The sequence below is a fragment of the Anthropogastromicrobium sp. genome, from assembly GCF_037349415.1.
Classification (GTDB): Bacteria; Bacillota; Clostridia; order Lachnospirales; family Lachnospiraceae; genus Anthropogastromicrobium; species Anthropogastromicrobium aceti.
Map to the genome: position 1 here is coordinate 56,439 of NZ_JAXWCK010000027.1, position 22,939 is coordinate 79,377.

Genomic DNA, 22,939 nt, shown 5'->3' on the forward strand with positions numbered 1-22,939 from the left:
AAAACATGGAAGAGGCATTAATAAAACGAGTACTCCCGCACAACACGGAGGCCGAACAGTTAGTAATCGGCTGTATGCTCATGGACAAGGAAGCCATATCGGCAGCCAGTGAGATTATCCATTCGGATGATTTTTACGGACGGCAGTACGGTGCCATGTTTGAGGCTATAATGGAGCTTTACAATGAGGGAAAGCCAACAGATCTAGTAGCCGTTCAAGAGCAGCTAAAGACCAAGGATGTGCCGCCGGAAAGCTACAGCATTGCTGCATTCCGTGAGCTGCTTAATATGGTGCCGACTTCCGTTAATATTCGCTATTATGCCAATCTGGTGTATGAGAAGGCATTGCTTCGACGCCTGATTCGTATCAATGAAGAGATTGCAAATGATTGCTACATGGAAAAAGAAGACGTAAATACCATTCTGGAATCAACAGAAAAGCGTATTTTTGGTCTTCTGGAAACAAGAGCAACAAGTGACTATGTGCCGATACGTGATGTAGTTATAAATGTTGTAAATAAGATTGAGATTGCATCGCGAAATCACAGCATGGTAACTGGCCTTTCTACTGGATATACTGATTTGGATCGTCAGACCTCAGGTATGCAGCCGTCAGATCTTATTTTGATTGCGGCGCGTCCGTCCATGGGAAAGACGGCATTTGTACTTAACTTAGCACACAATATGACCATAAAAGACAAGAAAACAGTTGCAATCTTTTCTCTTGAGATGTCAAAGGAGCAGTTAGTAAACCGTCTGTTGGCCATGGAGTCGCGTGTGGATTCTCAGACACTTCGTACAGGAAATCTTTCCGACAGTGATTGGGATCAGGTTGTCGAGAGTTCTGGTATCATTGCAAACACAAAGCTTTTGCTTGATGATACGCCAGGTATAACGGTGGCAGAGCTTCGTTCTAAATGCCGTAAGTTTAAGCTTGAGCATGGTCTTGATTGTGTCATGATCGACTATCTTCAGCTTATGAGCGGAAGCGGAGCAAGAAAGGGAGACAGCAGACAGCAGGAAATCTCAGATATTTCACGTTCTCTAAAGGCACTTGCAAGAGAGCTAAATGTACCAGTCATCGCACTGTCACAGCTTTCACGTGCCTGTGAGTCAAGAACGGATCATCGTCCTATGCTTTCTGACCTTCGTGAGTCAGGAGCAATTGAGCAGGATGCAGATATTGTAATGTTTTTATACCGAGATGAATATTATAATAAGGATTCGCCGTCAAAGGGAATCACAGAGGTTATCATAGCCAAGCAGCGTAACGGTCCGATTGGAACTGTTGAGCTTGTCTGGATGGGAGATTTGTGTCGCTTTGGAAATAAAGAGTATACATCACAGTGATATTCTGGGATTTAAGATGGCAATAGAAAAGATCAGTGAAAATGGAATTTACTTCCATTTTCACTGATCTTTTTTGCGAATGGGGTTCTGAATAATTACCTTTTTTTAACTATTAGATATGTTCTTAATAAAAAGAAAGTCGCACTGCTAAGAGCTGCTGATTGGAAAAATCATAGCTTACAATGTTGCAGCCGGCAGCGTGCATGTTAATGAAGGATTGGACCCAGTCATTATATGATGCAGCAGCATCAGCGTAGTCAGATGCATTTTCAAAACGAATCATTACAAGACCTTCACCGCCGCCTTCCCAGATGCTTTCTGCCTGCGCGACAAAGAGTGCTCTTGCACGGTCAAGTGCGGTACCAGAAGCAGGGTCACTTGACGAAGGGTCATCAGCAGAAATCCATAGACCGGCCTGAACATGAAAATTAAAGTCCCAGCGCACAGTGGCAGGGTAGCCTCGTCTTTGGTAAAAATCATCTGCCGGGTATGGATCAGATGAGATAGCTGATTCTGGAATATTAAAATATGCGTAACATAAAGGCTGCTGAATGCCGTCATTTTCATTGTCATCATAAGTCGGATCGACATTGTAGTCATAGTCTCCGATGTGGGCGATGACCCAGGCATGTGTATTTCCAGTTATAACAGAGCTTTTGATGCCGAGACTTCGAAGTCCCCAGACGAGCGCCTTGGCGCGGCCGTCACATTTAGCCTGACCATCAATCAGAGCACCATAGGCACTCTGGCAATTGTCTGCCTGAGTAGAATATGCACAGTTTTCAATTATATAATTGTAAATAGTAAGCTCAGCCTGATAAGCACTTTGTCCCGACAGTGTTGTCTGCCAGCTTTGAATAAGTGTATTAACAGCTGCTGTCTGCGCATCAAAAGTTTCCTTTGATATTGTGTACTCAGGTGATACAGATACAACAAGACCAAGCAGATTTGAATGTTCAACCCATCGTGATGACAGCTGCATCAGCTCAGGACATTCATTTGTCAGAAGATGCATCAAATCGCTGACATTATCAGAACTGACGGCAACAGGGAGTGAAATAGTGCTCTGAAAACCTTGTATGCCAGCGTAAAGAGCCTGAAAGTTTGCTGCTTCATCATCTGCAAGAGAAGGCAGGTAGTAGCTATAATCTGCATAAAGTGGGGCACAAGAGATCGTTTCTGTAACAGATGATACAGGTGCAGATGAATCTGCTGCTGAAGAGAAAAGATCAACCTCGCTTCTTTTACCTAAGACATCGTCAAGAAGCTCATGGTAGGTGCTAAGACCTGCATGAAAGTAGTAGAGCGGTGTCTGGGCAGGGACACATCCACAGACTGCCATAGAAGACAGCATAAAAATAAAGCTAAGTGATAAAAAATGAAATAAGCGTTTCATAAAAACCTCTCAGTGTCAATATAAGACAAAATGTAAGACATTTTTTGCATCAGTTATTATATCACAAAAGAAATTAGAAGCAAGTGGAAGAAAGCACAAAAAAAGAAGATCTTTACGACCTTCTTTAGATAAGAGCGCGAGACGGGATTCGAACCCGCGACCCTCGCCTTGGCAAGGCGATACTCCACCACTGAGCCACTCGCGCATATATGATACAGAATCACTTCTGTAAAGCGGGTGATGGGAATCGAACCCACGTATCTAGCTTGGAAGGCTAGTGTTCTACCATTGAACTACACCCGCACAATGCCCAAAGCTGGAATCGAACCAGCGACACGAGGATTTTCAGTCCTCTGCTCTACCAACTGAGCTATCTGGGCATCTCATCAACATCGAAGTTTTTGTTTCGTTTGTTTCTTACTCGCTGTCGACGATAGTTATTCTACAACAAGACAAGAGAAAAGTCAAGCACTTTTTTGAAAAAAACTTAACTTTTTTTTGAAGGCATGTTTTTTGCCCCAATTCATACAATTTGAATTTAGCAGCGGAAGCGGATTGCGAATGTCTGCTTTACATTTAATGGTTTGTCTTGCGGTTGATGAACTTTGTTCGATACTTTGAATATACAATTGTTTGATCGGCATAAAGACCATAATAACCAGACATTGCATAGCTTACTGCAATTGCTAAAATCATGTAGTGGGCAGAGTCAAAGCCAAATAATTCAAAAGCGATCAAAATAGATGTAATAGGGCAATTAGTGACACCGCAGAAAACAGCAACCATGCCCATTGCAGCACAAAGGGATGGGGCAAATCCAGCAAGGCTTCCAAAGAAACATCCAAAGGATGCACCTACGCAGAAGGAAGGAACAATTTCGCCTCCCTTAAAGCCGCCGCCAAGTGTGACTGCTGTAAAGAGCATTTTAATAAGAAAGGCTGCTGGGAATATAGTTTCTTCTTGAATAGACTGCTCAATCAGATTGCTTCCGGAACCAAGATAGCTTTTGCCGTCTGGAAGAAGAAATGCAAATACGATAACAATCAGTGCAGAGACAATTGCGCGTAGGTAAACATTTTTTATGTATGTTTTTAAAAGACCTCCAACTTTGTGAAGGATAATGCATAAAAGTATGCTGACAGCGGCACATAAGATTCCAAGAAGAACTGTTTTTGCAGCACCGTCAATGGAAAACGAAGGAATACTTACAATTGTAAATTTTTCGGCATGAACACCAAACGTAGAAGCAAGGTGAGCACCAATCAGCGCAGACATTACACAAGGAACTAATGCGGAATAATACATGACGCCGACACTGACCATTTCCATTGAAAAGACAGCAGTAGCCATCGGTGTACCAAACAGAGCAGCAAAAGCAGCACTCATGCCACACATGATTAGAACATGGCGATCTTCATCATCAAGATGAACTATTTTTCCAAGAAGATTTCCAAGGCTGCCGCCGATCTGAAGTGCAGCACCCTCGCGTCCGGCAGATCCGCCGCACAGCTGTGTCAGAATCGTAGAGATAAAAATAAGAGGTGCAACACGTGCTGGTGTCTCTTCATTTGCATGAATTGAGGCAATAACAAAATTTGTACCGCGGTCATTTGACTGTCCGCAAAAATGATAAAGAGCAGTGATTGCCAGACCAGCAACAGGAAGCAGGAATAAAAGCCAGCTGTACGCAGCGCGAAGCTGTATAGCTTTTCCAAGTAAAGTAGCGAATAGTGTTGATACGCCGCCGATCAGAAGACCTGACAAAAGTGAAAATCCAGTCCATTTAAGAAGAACCAGAAGATTCTGGCCGATGTTGGTCAGATAGCATTTGCGGGCAAATTCCCGCAGCTTAGGGGAAAACATAGGCATGACCTCCAAAGAAACTGTTTATAGGAAGCAGCAAAGATGCTGTACCGTTCCAATCCTAGCAGAAACAGCAGGGAAAGTCAACGAAACAAAAAGATCATGTTCCATTTTGTCTGTACTGAGCCGGTGTCATTTTAGCTCTTTTTTTAAAAGTTATGCAAAAGGCACTTTCACTTGAAAAGCCACATGAAAAACAGATATCCTTGACAGACATGGCAGTGTTGCGAAGCAGGTAACGTGCATTACTTAGCCTCGTATTTATGACATACTCATGTGGTGTAAAGCCAGTCTCTCGTTTGAATACGCGAATAAAATGATAAGAGCTTAATCCAGCAGCTGATGCGAGCACTTTGTCTGGCAGATCTTCTTTAAAATGTTCATTGATATAGGAAATGACAGTCTCAATCATATCTGTGCTGTCATTTTTTTTATCGGCAGCACTGTAGAGCAGAAAGCTTGTCAAAATATCATTAATATATTTAGAAAGAAGAGCTTCCTTAATCGAAGAACGACAAAAACTGTCAATGATAGCTTCAAGCTTGTTTGTGGCTGACGCAGGATTTCCAATAGAAAATACAGTGCCAAGATGTGAGACGATAGATTCAAAAAAGTTTTTGGCAAGAGGTCCGTCAAAATGGCACCAGAGACATTCACTGCCTGTTTTTGTGCCATAGCTGTGCGGTTCATAGCAATTAATCAAAATAAACTCATCAGCTTTTGCATCAAAGATTTCGTCTTTTGTTTGTACATACATGCTTCCTTTTTTGACATAAATAAGAAGAAAGCTGTCAAAAGAAGCGCGGTGCAGATGATAGCCTGGTGCATAGAAAAAATGACCGCATGTAAGCGGATAAAAAAACATGCTTCGTCCCAAGAGACTTGGCGAGTAGACATAATATGTTGATTCAGGTTTAATAAAGGGTTCGTGCGATTTCATAAAAATCTCCTTTTTTATAGTTACAGTTCATGGATAAGCCAATATTGCGGTAAATAGTTTTGCATGGCTTTGAATAATTACATTTTAACTTAGAATACATGAAAAAACAACAGAGCAATATTTTAAAACACAACCGCAACGAAAGATAATGTATTTCAAGCAAAACAGTAGTATAGTAAAAGTAAATATTGAAAGTAAATAAAACAATATTGAAAATGATAGAAAGATTCAAGTAAATAAATAATAACAGAAAATAATAGCGAAACAGGAGGCAATTATGCAAAAGGCAAGTGTATGGGCAGAAAAAGTCATGATTCCTACATATGAGATTGGAGAGGCGGAGAAGAATCCGATTTTTCTGGAAAAACGTGTGTATCAGGGAAGCTGCGGAAAGGTATACCCGTATCCGACGATTGAAAAAATAAGTGATGAGAAGAAGGATAAGGAATATACGGCAGTATGGCTGGAAAATGAGTACATTAAGGTTATGGTTCTTCCAGAGCTTGGCGGACGAATCCAGAGGGCATATGATAAAACAAATGATTATGACTTTGTTTACTATAACCAGGTGATCAAGCCGGCACTTGTTGGTTTGACGGGACCGTGGATTTCAGGAGGTATTGAATTTAACTGGCCGCAGCATCATCGTCCGACAACATTTCTTCCAGTTGATTATGAAATTCAGGAAAATGAGGATGGAAGCGTTTCTGTTTTATGTCATGACGTGGATCAGATGTATGGAACAAAGGGACTTATGAGAATTAGCGTATACCCGGGAAAAGCTTATATTGAAATCAAGGGACAGCTGTATAACCGCACATCACTTCCGCAGACATTTCTTTGGTGGGCAAATCCAGCAGTTCCTGTTAATGACAACACACAGTCCATTTTCCCGCCAGATGTTCACGCTGTTATGGATCATGGAAAGAGAGATGTTTCTCGTTTTCCAATTGCGACGGGTGTTTATTATAAGAAGGATTACAGCGAAGGCGTAGATATTTCACGTTACAAGAATATTCCAGTCCCAACTTCTTACATGGCAGAAAAGTCAAAGTATGATTTTGTCGGAGGATACGACTATGGAAAGCATGCTGGTATTTTGCATGTGGCAGATCATCATGTTTCACCGGGAAAGAAGCAGTGGACCTGGGGCTGCGGTGATTTTGGAAAGGCATGGGATCGTAATCTGACTGATGAGGATGGTCCATATGTAGAGCTGATGACAGGTATGTTTACAGATAATCAGCCTGACTTTACATGGTTAAAGCCGTTTGAGGAGAAAACATTTACACAGTATTTTATGCCATACAAGGAAGTTGGACAGGTAAAGAACGCATCAAAGGAAGCTGCTGTTTCACTCTCGGCAGCAAATGATGCAGCAACTGGAAAGAAGACTGCAAAGATTATTGTCTATGCAACAGCTGTATATGAAAAAGCAAGAATTATTCTGACAGGAAAAGACGGCGTGCTGTGTGATGAGAGCGCAATGATTTCTCCTGTTGACATTTTTGAAAAGAGTGTAGTACTGCCAGATGATACGCAGGAAGAAGATCTGAAAGTTGAAGTTTGTGCAGATGGCAGAAGCTTAATTGCATACCAGTCAGAGAAGGAAGAAATTCCAAAGCTTCCAGATCCGGCAAAGGCAGCAGATGAACCGTCAAAGATCATGACAAATGAGGAACTGTATTTAACGGGACAGCATATTGAACAGTACCGTCATGCAACATGGAGACCTGATCCTTATTATTTAGAGGGATTAAAGCGTGATCCAGATGATATTCGCATTAACAATGCATATGGTATGCTCTTGATGAGAAGAGGCTTATTTAAGGAGGCAGAACCTTATTTTAGAACAGCTATTAAGCGCCTGACCTGGAAGAATCCTAATCCATACAACAGCGAAGCATATTATCTGTTGGGACTTGATTTGTGTTACCTTGGAAGAGAAGATGAGGCTTATGATGCTTTTTATAAGGCAGCATGGAGCAATGAACAGCAGGAAATGTCATTCTATTATATGGCAGCGCTTGCGGCAAAGAAAGGTCAATTTGAAACTGCGCTTGAGCACATTGATCGCTCACTTGTTAAGAATGCGCATAATATTAAGGCAAGAGGATTACGTGCTTGGCTTCTTGCAAAGCTTGGAAAAGAAAAGGCTGCAGCTCGTATGATCGAGGATAATTTAGAACTTGATCCATTTGATTTTGTATCTGGTTTTGAGGCAATAAAGGCAGAGAATGATTCAGAAAAGAAGCAGAAAATGCTTGATGACTTGAATGGACTGATGCGTAATTTCCAGGAAAATTATTTGATGACAGCAAGAGATTTTGCGCAGTGGGGCGCATATGAGGACGCTGTTTTAGTTTTAAAGCAGTGCACAAAGAAATATCCGATGCTGTATTATTATGCAGCTTATTATGAAGAAAAAATGGGTGAAGATGAGGCAGCAAAGAAGTCACTTGAGAAGGCAGAAAGCTGTGCTTTCGATTATTGCTTCCCGAATAAGCTTGATGATATTGCTGTACTTACATTTGCGATTGAAAATGGTTGCAAAAAGAAGGCGCCTTATTACCTGGGCAATCTTTTTTATGATAAATTACAGTGGAAGAAATCTGTTGAATTGTGGGAAATGTCAAAGAAGGCAGATGACACATTTTCAATTGTTCATAGAAACCTTGCACTGGCTTATTACAACAAGATGGGTGATTCTAAGGCAGCTAAGTATGAACTAGAGAAAGCATTTTCACTAAATCGCAAGGATGCCCGTATTTTCCTTGAATTAGATCAGCTTTACAAAAAGCTTGGATATAGCTTCAAAGAGCGTTTAGCAAAATATGATGAAGATCCATCTCTTGCAGAGAGCCGTGATGATTTGTATATTGAATATATTACTCTTATGAATATGTGCGGAGAATATGAACGCGCTTATCGTTGCATTATGGGACGCCGTTTCCATCCGTGGGAGGGCGGCGAAGGAAAGATTACAACGCAGTATACTATTTCCTTACTCGAGATGGCAAAACAGTGCTTGGCATCAGAAAAATATGAACAGGCAGAGAAGTTGCTTAAAAAAGCACTTGTATATCCAGAAAATCTTGGAGAAGGCAAGCTAGAGGGAACAAAGGATAATCATCTGTTTTATCATCTTGGACTTGCGCTTGAAGCACAGGGAAAACATGATGAAGCAAAAACATGTTTTGAGACTGCGACGATTGGAACAGATGAACCAGCGGGTGCTATGTACTATAATGATCAGCCGGCTGATATGATTCTCTATCAGGGACTTGCATTTGAAAAATTAGGAAAAACAAGAGAGGCAAAATCACGTTTTTATCGTCTGATTGATTACGGTGAGCAGCATTTAAATGATGAGGGCAAGATTGAATACTTTGCTGTATCACTTCCAGATTTTCTGATTTTTGATGAGGATTATACAAAGAAAAATCGTGCACACTGCTGTTATCTTATGGCACTTGGAAATATTGGATTGCAAAACCGCGAAAAGGCAGCAGAATTTTTAAATGAGGCGCTTGAAATAGAGCCGTCTCATATGATGGCAACACTATATCAGAAACAATAAATGTTAAGCAAAAAGCGAGGAAAATCATGAGACTAGTAGATTTAACAACCAAACCCTGGCAGCTTATGCTGCCGGGAGAGAAGGAAACTTCTCTAAATAAAATGGTATATCTGCCAGGAACACTTGATGAGTTTGGAGTCGGTCATGAAGATCGGCTCGACAACTCATGTCATCCAGATGAGACAACTGCGCAGAGTTTTGATGATGATGTGATAGCAACACGATTTACAAGAAAACATACGTATGAAGGTCCGGCATATTTTGAGCAGGAAATTACGATTGCACCAGCAGAAAAATGCCGCACTTTCTTTGAGATTGAGCGAGCCAGATGTGTGCGTGTTTATTTAGACGGCGAGGAAATATCATCATACGAGGAACAGACAATAAGCACACCGCATGTATTTGAACTTACTGGTCATGAAGGCATTCATAGACTTCGCGTTGAGTCAGATAACAGTTATCCAGGTTTGCCGCACGATGCTATTGTCTATTCATCGGCAGCAACAGATGAGACACAGACAAATTGGAACGGACTTCTTGGCTATATTCGTCTTCGTGAGGAAAATCCGATCTTTTTATCGCAGGTGCGCGTGTACCCTAAGGATGGAGGAAAGCTTCGCGCAGAGATAGATCTTGATACATATGATGAATCATTTGAAGGCGTGCTTGTTTTAAAAAGCAGTGTACTTTTGCAGGACTATGAGCAAAAAATTAGTGTAATGACTTCAAATTCCAGAAAAACAATTGTGGCAGAGGATTTACTTATTTCATCGTCAGCAGCAAACTGGGATGAATATGATGGAAAGTTATATGAACTGACAGCTGCACTATATAAAAATGATTTGCAGTCATCTGAAAGTGAAATAAATCAAAAAGAAGATGAAAAGACTGTTAGCTTTGGCATTCGCACATTTGGTGATGATGGATATGGTCATCTGTCATTAAACGGCAGAAGAATTTTCCTTCGAAGTGAGGCAAACTGTGCAGAATTTCCAGAGACAGGCTATATTCCAATGGAAAAGGAAGCTTGGAAGAATATTTTACAGACATATAAAGATTATGGCATCAATATGGTGCGTTTTCATTCGCATTGTCCGCCAGAGGCAGCATTTTTTGCAGCTGATGAGATGGGCATTTTGATGCAGCCAGAGCTTTCACATTGGGATCCAAAGCATGCATTTGAATTTGATGAAAGTTTCTCGTATTATCAAAAGGAACTGCGCCAAATTATAAAAGCACTTGCCAATCATCCATCTTTTATCATGCTGACATTTGGGAATGAGCTTCATTGCGGAGCGCTTGGCACAAGCAGAATGCATAAGATGCTGCAGGATGCAAAAAAACAGGATCCGACAAGACTCTATGCTAATGCGTCAAATGCGCATTATGGAAATGAAGGATGCGATGAAGAGAGTGATTTCTATGCATCACAAAGCTTTTATAATTACAGAATAAGAGGAACGCTTGCAGGAAATCCAGAGACACCAGAGGAAGCAGCCAAAGTTGATGCTTATGAAAAGGCAAATGGAAAGCTGGCAAAGGTTAACATTAAGGGCTACATCAACAATCAGTATCCAAATGCGAAGACAAACTTTGATGAAACCTTAAGAAAGATTAGAGAGCAGTATAAAAAGCCAGTGTTTAGCTTTGAAGTTGGTCAGTTTGAAGTGCTTCCTGATTTTGATGAGCTTGCACATTTTAAGGGAATTTCTGATCCAGCAAATTATAGACGTATTCAGCGTATGGTTCGCGAAAAGGGATTAGAGCCTGTTTGGAAGAAGTACGTTGAGGCAACTGGAGAACTATCAAGGCTTTGTTACCGAGAGGAGATCGAAGCTGCGATGCGCACAAAAGATCTGTCTGGTATTTCACTTCTTGGACTGCAGGATTTTCCAGGACAGGGAACTGCTCTTGTGGGAATGCTTGATTCACATTTAGAGCCAAAGCCATTTGATTTTGCAAAACCAGAAAAATTTAGAGCTTTCTTTAAAGAACAGCTTGTATTAGTTGGTCTTGAAAAGTATACTTATGAAGAGGGTGAGACACTTTGTGCAGATGTGCAGATAGCAGGTTATGGAAAGACTGATTGTGCTGGAGATCTGGAGTGGACATTGTGGGCATATATGCCTGATGAAAGCTTAGGTGAAGAAAATTCAGATGAAACAAGTTCAGATGAAGCAAAGTTAAATGTAAGAAAGATTGCTGTAAAGAGCGGACGAATGAGCTCTGTTTCATGTCCAAAGGGAACACTTAGCAAAGCAGGAACATTAAAGATTGAACTGAATCATAAAATTACAGCACCAGTTCGCTGTGATCTTACTGTTAAGATTGCAGATGCAGTTAATTCATATCCGATTTGGATTTATAAGAATGAACTGCCAAAATGCCCAGAAAGCGTTTACGAGACAACAAAGTTAGATTCACAGGCAAAGAAGGTGCTTGATAACGGCGGTATAGTGTATTATTCGCCAAAGTCAGAGGAAAGTTCCTTCCATAATTCAATTCGTGCTCAATTCTCAACAGATTTCTGGTCTGTTGGAACGTTTGGAAGGCAGGAAGGTGCGATGGGACAGCTGATTCAAAAAGATCATCCATTATTTAAGGAGTTTCCAACAGAGAGTCATACAAATTGGCAGTGGTGGCCAATGGCAAATCAAAGAGCTGTCATATTGCCAGATACGGTAAAACAGCCATTTGACGCTATTATTACAGAAATGGACAGCTATGCATTCTTAAGACCAATGGCACAGCTGTTTGAGTGCCGCGTTGGAAATGGAAAGCTTCTCTATTCCACACTGGGACTTCAGGATTTGCAGCAGTATCCAGAAGGAAAAGCGCTTCTTAGATCAATTTATAAGTATCTGGATTCCGAGGCATTTGCACCAAAGCAGAGCATAGAGTGGGAGACAGTTGTAAGTATCTAACATTAAACCAGGTGATTTTCGAAAGGAGTGCATATGAGACGAATATTAGTTAAGTCATTAAATGAAGCCTTTGATTTTGTGATGGATCATTATTATCCGGCAGGATGTGAGGAGGACGCAAAAAGAAAAGATACATATGCAGTCATTTCGATTCAGGATACTCACATAGGTGGTTTCGGTGTTACCTTTGCGGAAAATAAATTTTGTAAAGGCGTTCTTACTTTATATTTTGATGATGTGGTGAAGGAAACAAAAGGTGCTGTATTGTTTGATGAAAATATGGCAGATTCTGTTATCGCATTTATTCGCAGTCATATGGATGTAGATACGCTGTTAATTCACTGCTATGCCGGACAGTCAAGATCGCGTGCAATAGGAGCATTTGCGAAAAAAATGATGGGAAAGAGCAATCAAACATATTTTTCGGCAGATAAGCTTTGGGCAGGCACACCAAATGAGTATGTTTATAATATGTTGGAAGATGCCTGGTTTAGAGATATGTTGGGATGAATCCTACATATAATACTAGAATTTTGCATTTATATATGATATGATGATACCAGTGTCAAAAGGTCAGAAATCCTATGCAAGCTCGCATGCAAGAGGATTTCTGATCTCTGACTTGCCAAAAACATGAGTAAAATAAAAATATATGGAGGGTAAAAACAGTGAGTGATTATACGTTAAATACAAAATGTGTGCAGGCAGGCTATACGCCGGGAAATGGAGAACCGCGTCAGATTCCGATTATTCAGTCTACGACATTTAAGTATGATACTAGTGAGGATATGGGAAAGTTATTTGATTTGGAAGCATCCGGTTATTTTTACAGCCGTCTGCAGAATCCGACAAATGACTATGTTGCAGCAAAGATTGCAGAACTTGAAGGCGGTACAGCAGCAATGCTGACTTCATCAGGACAGGCAGCAAACTTTTTTGCTCTGTTTAATATTTGTGAGTGCGGCAGTCATATCGTAGCTTCTTCATCTATTTATGGCGGAACTTATAACCTGATTGCTGTAACACTGGCAAAGATGGGTATTCGTGCTACTTTTGTTTCCCCTGACTGCACAGAGGAAGAATTAAATGCAGCATTTACAGAAGATACCAGAGCTGTATTTGGTGAGACTATCGCAAATCCGGCACTGACAGTTCTTGATATTGAAAAGTTTGCAAAGGCCGCTCATGCACATGGCGTTCCGCTAATTGTGGATAATACCTTCCCGACTCCGGTAAACTGTCGTCCAATCGAGTGGGGGGCAGATATCGTAACACATTCCACCACAAAATATATGGATGGACATGGTGCAGCAATCGGCGGTGCAATTGTAGATGGCGGTCATTTTGACTGGATGGCTCATGCAGACAAATTCCCAGGTCTGTGTACACCTGATGAATCTTATCATGGAATTACATATGCAGAGAAATTTGGCATGGGTGGTGCTTTCATCACAAAGTGTACATCTCAGCTGATGCGCGACCTTGGATGTATCCAGTCTCCACAGAATGCATTTATCTTAAATCTTGGTCTGGAGTCACTTCATGTAAGAATGCCGCGTCACGTTGAAAATGGACAGGCTGTAGCAGAGTTTTTACAATCACAGCCGCAGGTTGCTTATGTAAATTATCCGGGACTGCCTACAGACAAGTACTATGAGCGTGCAAAGAAGTATCTTCCAAACGGAGGATGCGGTGTTGTTTCATTTGAGTTAAAGGGTGGCCGTGCAGCAGCAGAGACATTTATGAAGCACTTAAAGCTTGCAGCAATCGAGACACATGTTGCAGATGCACGTACCTGCTGCTTAAACCCAGCAACATCCACACATCGTCAGATGAACGATGAGCAGTTAGCAGCAGCTGGTGTTCCAGCAGGACTGGTTCGCATTTCTTGTGGACTGGAAGACAAGAAAGATCTGATTGCAGATCTGGCACAGGCATTGGCAGCAATTGAATAAATTCATCAAAACGGTAAAATAGTTGATACACAAAAAAGTCATTGGGGATGCGAAAAGAGGCATCTTCAATGGCTTTTTAAAATGATTACCAAAATAAAAAATATATTGCATAGACGAAAATAAGAGAATCCGTTATCATAAAAATATAATTTTCTGATGATAAAGCGCAGAAAAAATATGTAAGGACTAGTACAGGGAGGAGTTTATGCAATTAACAGTACAGACGCGGGAAAAGAAAGAGCCAATGGGAGATCTCTTTGGAATTTTCTTTGAAGATATTAATTATGCAGCTGATGGAGGTCTTTATGGAGAACTTGTACAAAACAGAGCGTTTGAGTACAGTTCTATTGATAATCCGGATTTTCGGCCATTATATGCGTGGGAAAAGTTGGAAGATGGTGGAAAAATGGATTGGCTGATCGAGAGAAAGGATCCTGTCAGTCAAAAAAATCCGCACTATCTTGTCTTAAACGTAAGAGAAGCAGGCAGCAGAATGGGTGTGCGAAACATTGGATACAATGATGGCATTTATGTGGAGAAAGGAGCAAACTATCTTTTTTCATGCTATGTTGGATGTAATGACTCGCATATAAATGGTGTTCGCGCTGCAATTACAGATGCAGATGGGAAAGAATTGTGCAGTGAAGAGTTTAAGGTTGATTTTCCAAAAGAAGTTATGGAAAAAGAAACTCAGTCAGCTGATCAGAAGGATCCAGAGAAAAAAATTGCTTGGAAAAAGTATGAGCTTGTTTTAACACCAGAAAGAACAGAGTATTGTGGAAGACTTCAGATTACAGTTAATGGAACTGGAAAAATTGCGTTTGATTTTGTATCATTGTTTCCAGAACAGACATTTAAACAAAGAAAGAATGGTCTTCGAAAAGATATTGCGCAAATGTTGGAGGAGCTGCATCCAAAATTCATGCGATTCCCTGGTGGCTGCTTAACGCACGATGGATCACTAGATCCAAAGGAAAGAGATTCTCAATATTTTTGGAAGAATACATTAGGACCAGTAACGGAGCGAGGAGCCAGAAGAAATAATTGGAATTATCATCAAACGTTAGGGCTTGGTTATTTTGAATATTTTCAGTTTTGTGAAGATATTGGAGCTAAACCGCTTCCGGTGCTTCCAGCTGGCTACAATCCACACTCAGGACAGGCTGTTCCAATGGATGAAATGCAGCCGTGGATTGAGGATGCATTGGATTTAATTGAATTTGCAAACGGAGATTGTAATACAAAATGGGGAAAAATTCGCTGTGAACTAGGACATAAAGAACCATTTGGACTAGAATATCTTGCAATTGGAAATGAAGAAGATCAGGAAGCCTTTTTTGAGCGATATAATTTGTTTCATCAGGCGATCAGGGAAAAATATCCGAACATTCGAATTATCAATTCAGCGGGACCATTTGCATCTGGTGAGATATATGAGCGCGGATGGAAATCTGCGACAGAGCAGGGTTCAGATTTGATTGATGAGCATTTTTATCAGTCACCAGAATGGTTTTTGGCAAATAGTGAGCGATATGATAATTATGATGGAAAAACAAAAGTATTTTTAGGAGAGTATGCATGTCAGGAAAATATGTGGTATAATGCACTTGCAGAGGCTGCTTTTATGACAGGACTTGAACGTAATGTCAAAGCAGTTGGTCTAGCTTGTTATGCTCCGCTATTGTGCAATGCAGATTATGTTCGTTGGGCACCAGATTTGATCTGGTTTAACAATCATCAGGTATATGGAACACCAAGCTATTATGTACAGAAGTTGTTTATGAATCATCAGGGAAGTTATCGATTAGCATGCGAAGCTTCTGATATGGAAGAAAAAATTTATCTTGAAAAAAAGTCTGACTCATTTTCAGGTAAATATGGCTTAGAGGCCTATCGCAGCAATTTGCTGTTTTCTGATATTCATTATGCAGATTTAGATACAAGTACAGAAATAAATATAGATGATGTTTCATTGAGAAAAAATGAAAATATTTGGTTAGGTGAGCAACATGCGAAAAATTTTACAATTAAATTTAACGTGTGTCAGAAGGGACCAGGTCAAGGTTTCGCTATTTTATTTGGCGGAAAAGATGAGCAAAATCAGTATCGAGTATCTTTTGGAGGCTGGGGAAATGCAGACATCTTTATTACAAATAGAATCAATGGCTCAAATGCAAATTTAACACAAAAATGTTTCCAACTTCTTTCAGACAAAGAATATCAGATCGAATTGCGTGTTAATAAGAGACATGTACAGGTTTGGGTAGATGGAATAATGGAAGTAGAAGCAGACTGCGAACCATTTGCAGCACAGCCGTTGTATTATAGTGCTTCCTTGGATGATAATGGTGATGTCATTTTAAAGGTGGTGAATGCGTCACAGCAAGTTCAGAATGTGACAGTTTACTTGGATGGAATGAACAATGCAGATGGTGTACTATATGCAATGGAGGGATTTGCAAGAGAGGATAGAAACAGCTTTGAAGAACCCCAAAAGGTTATTCCAAAACAATCTGACATATCGGTAAAGAATGGAAAACTGGAGATTAATATGCCGGCAGATTCTGTAAGAGTTTATCATTTCACATCAAAATAGAGGAGCAAAAAGGATATACGTGAGGTATGTCCTTTTTTGCATAAAAGGGGGGAAGTAAGATGCGCAAGAAAAAAAGTAGTTTTATGAGACAAAGCATGTATATTTTGGCAGGTGTGTGTCTTTTTATTCTAGTTTCGTATATCTTAAATTATTTTGTAATACAAAATTTGTATAAGAAAGAGTCTATTAAGCTGCGTGTTGAATTGTTTGATGAGGTTGTACGTGAGGCAGATAATGCGCAAAATGATATAGAGCGCATTTTAATAAGTGCAGGTTCAAATGCAGCAGTGCTTGATTATATGAAATCAGATAATCTTGCAGATAGATGGGATAGACTTTCACAGATTAATCAAATATCAGCTACACTACTCGAACTAGACAGCAACATTGTGGCAGTATGCATGTATGATGAAGATAATAATTTAATTGCAATGAACGGATCAAAATATGCGAAGATTCCGGAAAGCATGTGGAAAGAAAATGAACTATTTTCAAATAAAGTAGCTGTCAGCGATGATGATGGGATATATTACTATGCGATGAGTCCTGTATTGGAGAGAAGAAAAGATGGGTATCATCAAGTCGGAAGCATTGCATTATTGATTCGAAATAACAGTATTCAGAACATATGTGATTTTGCAATTTCAAATTATCAAAAGGATGGTGTATATTTTGCAATTCAGGATAGGACAGGAAAAGCAGTGGCACAGTCTGGTAAGAGTGAGGTTTATGAAACTTATCTTCAGAGCGATGAGAAAAAAGAGAAATATTTGTACTTTGAAGAACAGCTAGATATGTCAGATTGGAAGGTGTTGTTTTTAACAAACAAGGATACCTATATGAGTTATATGAAATATGCGCAGACTATAAATTTAATTACATATGCTGTAACAATTTTAGCACAGATATGGATGTGTTACATGATGTACAGCCATGTTATGGTGCCGCTGAACAAACAGATTCACTTTGTTTCCAACTATACAAAGGACATGAGCAGACGTATTGAAATAAACGATAACTATGAATTTGGAGAATTGGAAGCAGAGTTAAATGAAATGTTAGATGGGATAGAGAGGCTGAATAGAGAAATTCTTGCTGAGAAGGAGCGAAATCAGCAGTTGGAGTATGAAAAAAAGCAAACAGAGATTGTTGCCTATAAAAATCAGATTAATCCGCATTTTTTGCATAATACACTAGAGTGTATCCGAGGAATGGCTTTGTACAAAGGTGAGCGAGAAATAGCAAAGTTAGCGGCAGCGATGTCTCGTATGTTTCAGTATAATATCAGAGGAGGAGAAATTGTTACAGTAAAACAAATGCTTCGGTCGATTGAGGATTATTCCGTAATTATTGAATATCGTTTTATGGGAAAAACGCAGATGAAAATAAGTGCTGATACTTCAGTTGAGGAGTGTCAGATACCGAAAATGCTGATTCAGCCGCTTGTGGAAAATGCAGTACGTCATGGCACTCAGCAGCGAATTGATGGAGGAAAAATTGAATTATTAGTTTGCGATAATGGCGACACAATGAAAATTATTGTCCATGATACAGGAATTGGTATGAGTCCGGAAGTAATAAAAAAACAGCGTGACAAGTTTGAAATGTATCGCCATGAGTCTGGAAATCATATACCAAATAAAGAAATCGGAATTGCAAATGTGGCAAGAAGATTGTGGCTGTTTTATCAGGATGACTATGAGGTGCAGATTGAAAGCCAAGAAAATGTAGGAACAACGTTTGTACTAATTGTACCGAAGATGCTGCAAGCAGAAAATGAAGAAGGGAGGGTATAATGATGTATAAGGTATTTTTAGCGGATGATGAGCCATGGGTTATGCTAGGTATCAAAAATTTAATTGATTGGGGAGAAGAAGGTTTTATTATTTGCGGAGAAGCGACAGATGGAATCAAAGCGTGGGAACGAATCTGCAGGCTAAATCCAGATTTGATTTTGGCGGATATTCAAATGCCAGGAATGACAGGAATTGAATTGATTGAAAAAATAAGACAGGAAAAAATGACAACAGAGGTAGTGTTTGTCAGTGGCTATTCCGATTTTGAATACGCAAGAGCCGGTCTGCGACTAGGATGTGCAGAATATTTATTAAAACCGGTATACGAGGAAGATTTGAAAAGTGCGTTACAGCGGATTAAAAAGCGCTTAGATGAGAAGAATAAGAATGAACAAAAACAAGTCGAATCTGATGAAGCTGTCAATGAGCAGTCCAATGGATATATGTCTGAAAAAAAAGTTGCAGAGCAGATTGTGGAATATATTCAGGAACATTACTGTGACTTAAGACAGCAGGATCTGGCAGATCATTTTTGTATGAGCAACAGTGTGGTAAGTCAGCTCATCAAAAAATATATGGGAAAGACTTATAGCTCATATGTGTTAGATCTTCGAATAAAAAAAGCGCAGGAACTTTTGAGAATAACAAATTATAGCATTACCGAGATTGCAGAGAAAGTCGGATATAATGATTATTTTTATTTTGTAAAGGTGTTTAAAAAAGCAACTGGTTTAAGTCCTACTGCATTTCGAAGAAAGCTGTAAATAAAAAAATTACTAAAATTGAAAAATAGTTCCATACCTTTTTTCACATTGATTTATTATACTGTAATCAGTTCAATGCATTGATAATACGATATAAAAAATAATTGGGAGGATATCAAGATGAGAAAAAAGGATTGGAAAAGAGTTGTAACTACAGCTATTGCAGCTACTATGTGCGTTGGAACATTTAATGTTTTTGGTGGCGAGACGCAGACAACAGAGATTGACTGGTACTCTAGTGTTGCAGGATGGGGACCTGCAGGATGGAAAAGCGGTGTGACCGATTCTCCGTTGACTTCGGCATTAAAGGAAAAATTTGGAATTACATTAAACATTGAGCAGCCTCCGACAGATGCGGATACAAAGCTGGGTCTTATGATCGCAACAGGTGATCTTCCAGATATCATTTCTTTAACAGACGGAGATACGATCAACGAGCTGATCAATTCTGGTAAGGTATTTACTATGGAAGAGTTGATGGAAACATATGATCCTGACTCTCATCTGCTGGTTGATTTTCCAGAAGATATAAAGCAGAAGCACATTGATACATGGGGAGACTGGTATGCACTTCCTAGCCATTTGGAGTCACCTGATCTGAGAAAACAGTATGAGCCAAAGCCTATGTATTTGGACAGTGTAGCATATAGCCATAATTCAGCAGTTATGTTTAATGAAACAATTATGAAGGAACTTGGAATTACACTGGAAGATTTACAAACAGAGCAGGGCGTATATGATGCTCTTGAAAAGGTAAAAAATTCTGGCTACACTGTTGATGGACAGTCTGTAATTCCTGTTGCGCTTCATGCAAATCTTTGGATTCAGAGTTCGTTAGATGGAATTATTGCAGAGACATTCGGAGCAATGCCATGTGACGCGGAAGGTCATTATCGTCATCTGGAATTAGATCCAGGTTACAAAAATGCACTTAAGTTTGTTAACAACCTGATTCAAAAAGAATATCTGGATATCAATACGCTGACATTGGATGAAGCTGCAGTAAAGGTTGATCTGGAGGGTGGTCGTGTATTTTGTTGGATTGGCAACCCGGCACAGAGTGGCAAAAAGGAGCAGGTTCCGTGGGTATCTGCTGGACCGATTCTTGCAGAAAATGGTGCAAAGCCGGTAGCTCCGATCAATCAGCAGGCAGGAAAAGGCTGGATTCAGACCTTTGTATCAAAAGATTGTGAGAATCCGGAAGCAGTTGCAAAGATGATCAGCTTCTGCACTGACGAAGAAGGATTGGAATTAAACGAGTATGGTGTAGAGGGTGTTGACTTCAATTATGTAGATGGCAGTGCTGTGCGTACAGAAGAAGGACAACAACGTTATACAGAGGATTATGCAAGCAATATTGGTCTGTGGCCGTTTGCTAATACTGATTTTGCATATAATAGATCAGCAGAGCCTGACGAGACAACTGACAGCTATTATCATATAAAGATTACTTCTGCAATTGCCAAGTATAAAGATACCTATATTTACGATAGTGGTTTGTTTGATTTTGCAAGCGGTACGGTATTAGAGCCTACCAGTGATCTTGGAATTAACCTGACACAAATCAAGAGCTATCTGGAGTCACAGAAGGCAAAAATTGTATCAGCCAAGAGCGATGACGAGTTTGAAAAGGAATATCAGAATATGATTGATACATTAAACAGCTATTCAATTACAGAAATTGATGCAGAATACGATAAGATTCTCCAGAAGAATATCGAGGAATATAGCTCTGATATTTCAAATGTAAATGCTGCATTATATGAATAAAATTCAAACAATGAGCTGCAAAATAAAGTAACGACCGGAACGATATAACATAGGTTTTGACCCTGCATGTCCAAAGTTTGCCCGGGCATAGCAGGGTCTCTTTATAAAGAGGTGCATTATGGCGAAGAAAAGAAATTTTAGACTGGGCTATGATCCAGCAACACAGATTCAGCTTCATTTGATGATGCTGCCAGGAACGATATTGATAATACTCTTTAATATTGTTCCGTTGTTTGGTTTGCTTTTGGCATTCAAAAATTATAAGGTAACAGATGGAATTGCAGGTATCTTTACAAGTCCATGGTATGGATTTCAAAATTTTAAAATCATTTTTGCAAATCATGATTTTGGACGAATGATGGTTAATACATTAGGCATTAATCTGATCGGTCAGTTGATTACGATTCCGCTTACGATTGGCCTTGCATTGATGATGAATGAAATCAGAAATGTCAAATTTAGGTATGCTGTTCAAACAGTGACTTATATGCCGCATTTTATTTCCTGGGTTGTATTTGGCGGTATTATTATGAATTTACTTAGCACAGATGGTGCAATTAATGCTGTTATGATGAAAATTGGTATTATTCACTCCCCGATTACATTCATGGCAAATCCTAATTATTTTTGGACGATTACAATTGTTTCAAATTTGGTAAAGGAAGTGGGATGGGGAACAATTTTGTATACGGCCGCAATTGCAGGCGTAAGTCAGGAGCTGTATGAGGCAGCTTCATTAGACGGTGCAGGAAGATTTCGCAAGATGTGGTATATTACACTTCCGAGTATTAAGGGTACGATTGTAATTATGTTGATATTTGCTGTTGCAGGTATTATGAATAATAATTTTGATCAAATTTATGTATTGCAAAATTCCTTCAATATTGAAAAGAGTGAAGTGATTGATACTTATATTTACCGAGTGGGACTGCAAAATCTGCAGTTTGGTATGGCTGCTGCAATTAACGTTTTCAAATCTGCACTTGCGCTTATGTTGCTTCTGATTGCAAATAAAGTGTCAAATAAATTGACAGACAGCGGATTGTTTTAAAGGAGGAGGCAGACTATGAGTAAGTTAAAATCTAGACAGGAAAGTCGCTTTCAGATAATCCTGACTGCTTTCATGGTACTTTTGATGGCTGTTACGGTGTACCCAATGTGGTATTCGCTGATTAACTCATTGAATAATGCAAATGATATTGCAAAGAATGGATATGCACTATTGTGGATTCGCAAATTTTCATGGGATAGCTGGGCAACTGTTTTGGGCGATGCCAAAATTTTGCGTGCATTGTTTATTACATGCTCTAGAACAATACTCGTAACAGTATTACAGACGTTAATAACGTCAATGTTTGCATACGGTTTTTCACGATCCAATTTGGTTGGCAAAAGATTTTATTCCACAATAGGCTTTTTGTCTATGTACTTAAATGGTGGTGTGATTGCTTACTTTATTTTATTTAATGCAATGCATTTGTATAATACATACTGGGTGTATATTATTCCATGCTTGTTTGGTGGATTTTATAATGTAATAATTTTTAATGCGAATTTTAAAGCAATCCCAGGTTCTTTGTTTGAAACAGCAAAGATAGATGGAGCTTCAGAACCTTATATATTTTTTAAAATAGTGCTTCCATTATCAAAACCTGTAATTAGTGCACTTTCTATATTTACGGCTGTGGCAACATGGAATGACTATACACAGACTTTGTATTACACAAGATCAGAAACGCTTCAGACATTGGCTTATTATACATTGTCATTGACAAAATCAACGCAGTCAGCAGCTGATCTTTCTAGTTCAATGACTGGAACAGCAGCATCATCTGTTCTTACTGTGATGTCAGAAGCGGCATCCAACTATAAGACAATTGAGCTGGCTTGTATGGTGATTTCTGCAATTCCATTGATTGTTGCTTATCCTTTTGCACAGAAATATTTTGAAAAGGGTGTTATGGTAGGTTCTGTAAAAGAGTAAAATTAAATGGAAATATGAGCTG

At 39.5% G+C, this 22,939-nt stretch carries 14 protein-coding genes and 3 tRNA genes; 11 read left to right on the forward strand and 6 right to left on the reverse strand.

Annotated features, from left to right (window positions below):
• Positions 1-5: 5 nt before the first annotated feature.
• Entirely contained in the window at positions 6-1,349 is a 1,344-nt protein-coding gene (gene dnaB / locus WJP93_RS05230) for a replicative DNA helicase (protein WP_227100285.1), read from the forward strand.
• Positions 1,350-1,473: 124 nt separating this feature from the next.
• Here dnaB and WJP93_RS05235 read toward each other — a convergent pair whose 3' ends face one another.
• The 6 genes from WJP93_RS05235 to WJP93_RS05260 all read right to left on the reverse strand — a co-directional run bounded on the left by WJP93_RS05235 (position 1,474) and on the right by WJP93_RS05260 (position 5,548).
• Positions 1,474-2,745, reverse strand: coding sequence for a transglutaminase domain-containing protein (locus WJP93_RS05235; protein WP_337547219.1), 1,272 nt, complete (start codon positions 2,743-2,745; stop codon positions 1,474-1,476).
• A 133-nt stretch (positions 2,746-2,878) separates the two neighbouring features.
• A tRNA-Gly gene (locus tag WJP93_RS05240) sits at positions 2,879-2,950 on the reverse strand.
• Positions 2,951-2,977: 27 nt separating this feature from the next.
• Positions 2,978-3,048 (reverse strand) — tRNA-Gly (locus WJP93_RS05245).
• A 4-nt stretch (positions 3,049-3,052) separates the two neighbouring features.
• Positions 3,053-3,125 (reverse strand) — tRNA-Phe (locus WJP93_RS05250).
• A gap of 196 nt (positions 3,126-3,321) precedes the next feature.
• Entirely contained in the window at positions 3,322-4,608 is a 1,287-nt protein-coding gene (locus WJP93_RS05255; RefSeq protein WP_337547220.1) for a chloride channel protein, read from the reverse strand.
• Positions 4,609-4,708: 100 nt separating this feature from the next.
• Positions 4,709-5,548, reverse strand: a complete 840-nt coding sequence (locus WJP93_RS05260) for an AraC family transcriptional regulator (RefSeq protein ID WP_337547221.1) — start codon at positions 5,546-5,548, stop codon at positions 4,709-4,711.
• 277 nt (positions 5,549-5,825) lie between these two features.
• Between WJP93_RS05260 and WJP93_RS05265 the strand changes: the two genes are divergently transcribed.
• From WJP93_RS05265 to WJP93_RS05310, 10 genes are all read left to right on the forward strand, one after another.
• Positions 5,826-9,128 carry a DUF5107 domain-containing protein gene (locus WJP93_RS05265; RefSeq protein WP_337547222.1) on the forward strand — a complete coding sequence of 1,101 codons (3,303 nt, stop codon included), beginning with the start codon at positions 5,826-5,828 and terminating at the stop codon, positions 9,126-9,128.
• Positions 9,129-9,154: 26 nt separating this feature from the next.
• Positions 9,155-12,052, forward strand: a complete 2,898-nt coding sequence (locus WJP93_RS05270) for a glycoside hydrolase family 2 TIM barrel-domain containing protein (RefSeq protein WP_337547223.1) — start codon at positions 9,155-9,157, stop codon at positions 12,050-12,052.
• Positions 12,053-12,085: 33 nt separating this feature from the next.
• On the forward strand, positions 12,086-12,562 hold the full coding sequence (locus WJP93_RS05275) for a hypothetical protein (protein ID WP_337547224.1): 477 nt from the start codon (positions 12,086-12,088) through the stop codon (positions 12,560-12,562).
• 158 nt (positions 12,563-12,720) lie between these two features.
• Complete coding sequence (locus WJP93_RS05280) at positions 12,721-14,007, forward strand: O-acetylhomoserine aminocarboxypropyltransferase/cysteine synthase family protein (RefSeq protein ID WP_337547225.1); 1,287 nt, start codon at positions 12,721-12,723, stop codon at positions 14,005-14,007.
• Between the two features lie 205 nt (positions 14,008-14,212).
• Entirely contained in the window at positions 14,213-16,603 is a 2,391-nt protein-coding gene (locus tag WJP93_RS05285; protein WP_337547226.1) for an alpha-L-arabinofuranosidase C-terminal domain-containing protein, read from the forward strand.
• A 59-nt stretch (positions 16,604-16,662) separates the two neighbouring features.
• Positions 16,663-18,399, forward strand: coding sequence for a histidine kinase (locus WJP93_RS05290; RefSeq protein ID WP_337547227.1), 1,737 nt, complete (start codon positions 16,663-16,665; stop codon positions 18,397-18,399).
• Entirely contained in the window at positions 18,399-19,163 is a 765-nt protein-coding gene (locus WJP93_RS05295) for a response regulator (protein ID WP_337547228.1), read from the forward strand. Before WJP93_RS05290 ends, WJP93_RS05295 begins: the two co-directional genes overlap by 1 nt.
• 120 nt (positions 19,164-19,283) lie before the next feature.
• Entirely contained in the window at positions 19,284-20,933 is a 1,650-nt protein-coding gene (locus WJP93_RS05300; RefSeq protein WP_337547229.1) for an extracellular solute-binding protein, read from the forward strand.
• A 118-nt stretch (positions 20,934-21,051) separates the two neighbouring features.
• Positions 21,052-21,984 (forward strand): ABC transporter permease subunit, encoded by a 933-nt coding sequence (locus tag WJP93_RS05305; protein WP_337547230.1) that lies wholly within the window; start codon positions 21,052-21,054, stop codon positions 21,982-21,984.
• A 15-nt stretch (positions 21,985-21,999) separates the two neighbouring features.
• Positions 22,000-22,917 (forward strand): carbohydrate ABC transporter permease, encoded by a 918-nt coding sequence (locus tag WJP93_RS05310; RefSeq protein WP_337547231.1) that lies wholly within the window; start codon positions 22,000-22,002, stop codon positions 22,915-22,917.
• The last annotated feature ends 22 nt before the right edge of the window (positions 22,918-22,939 follow it).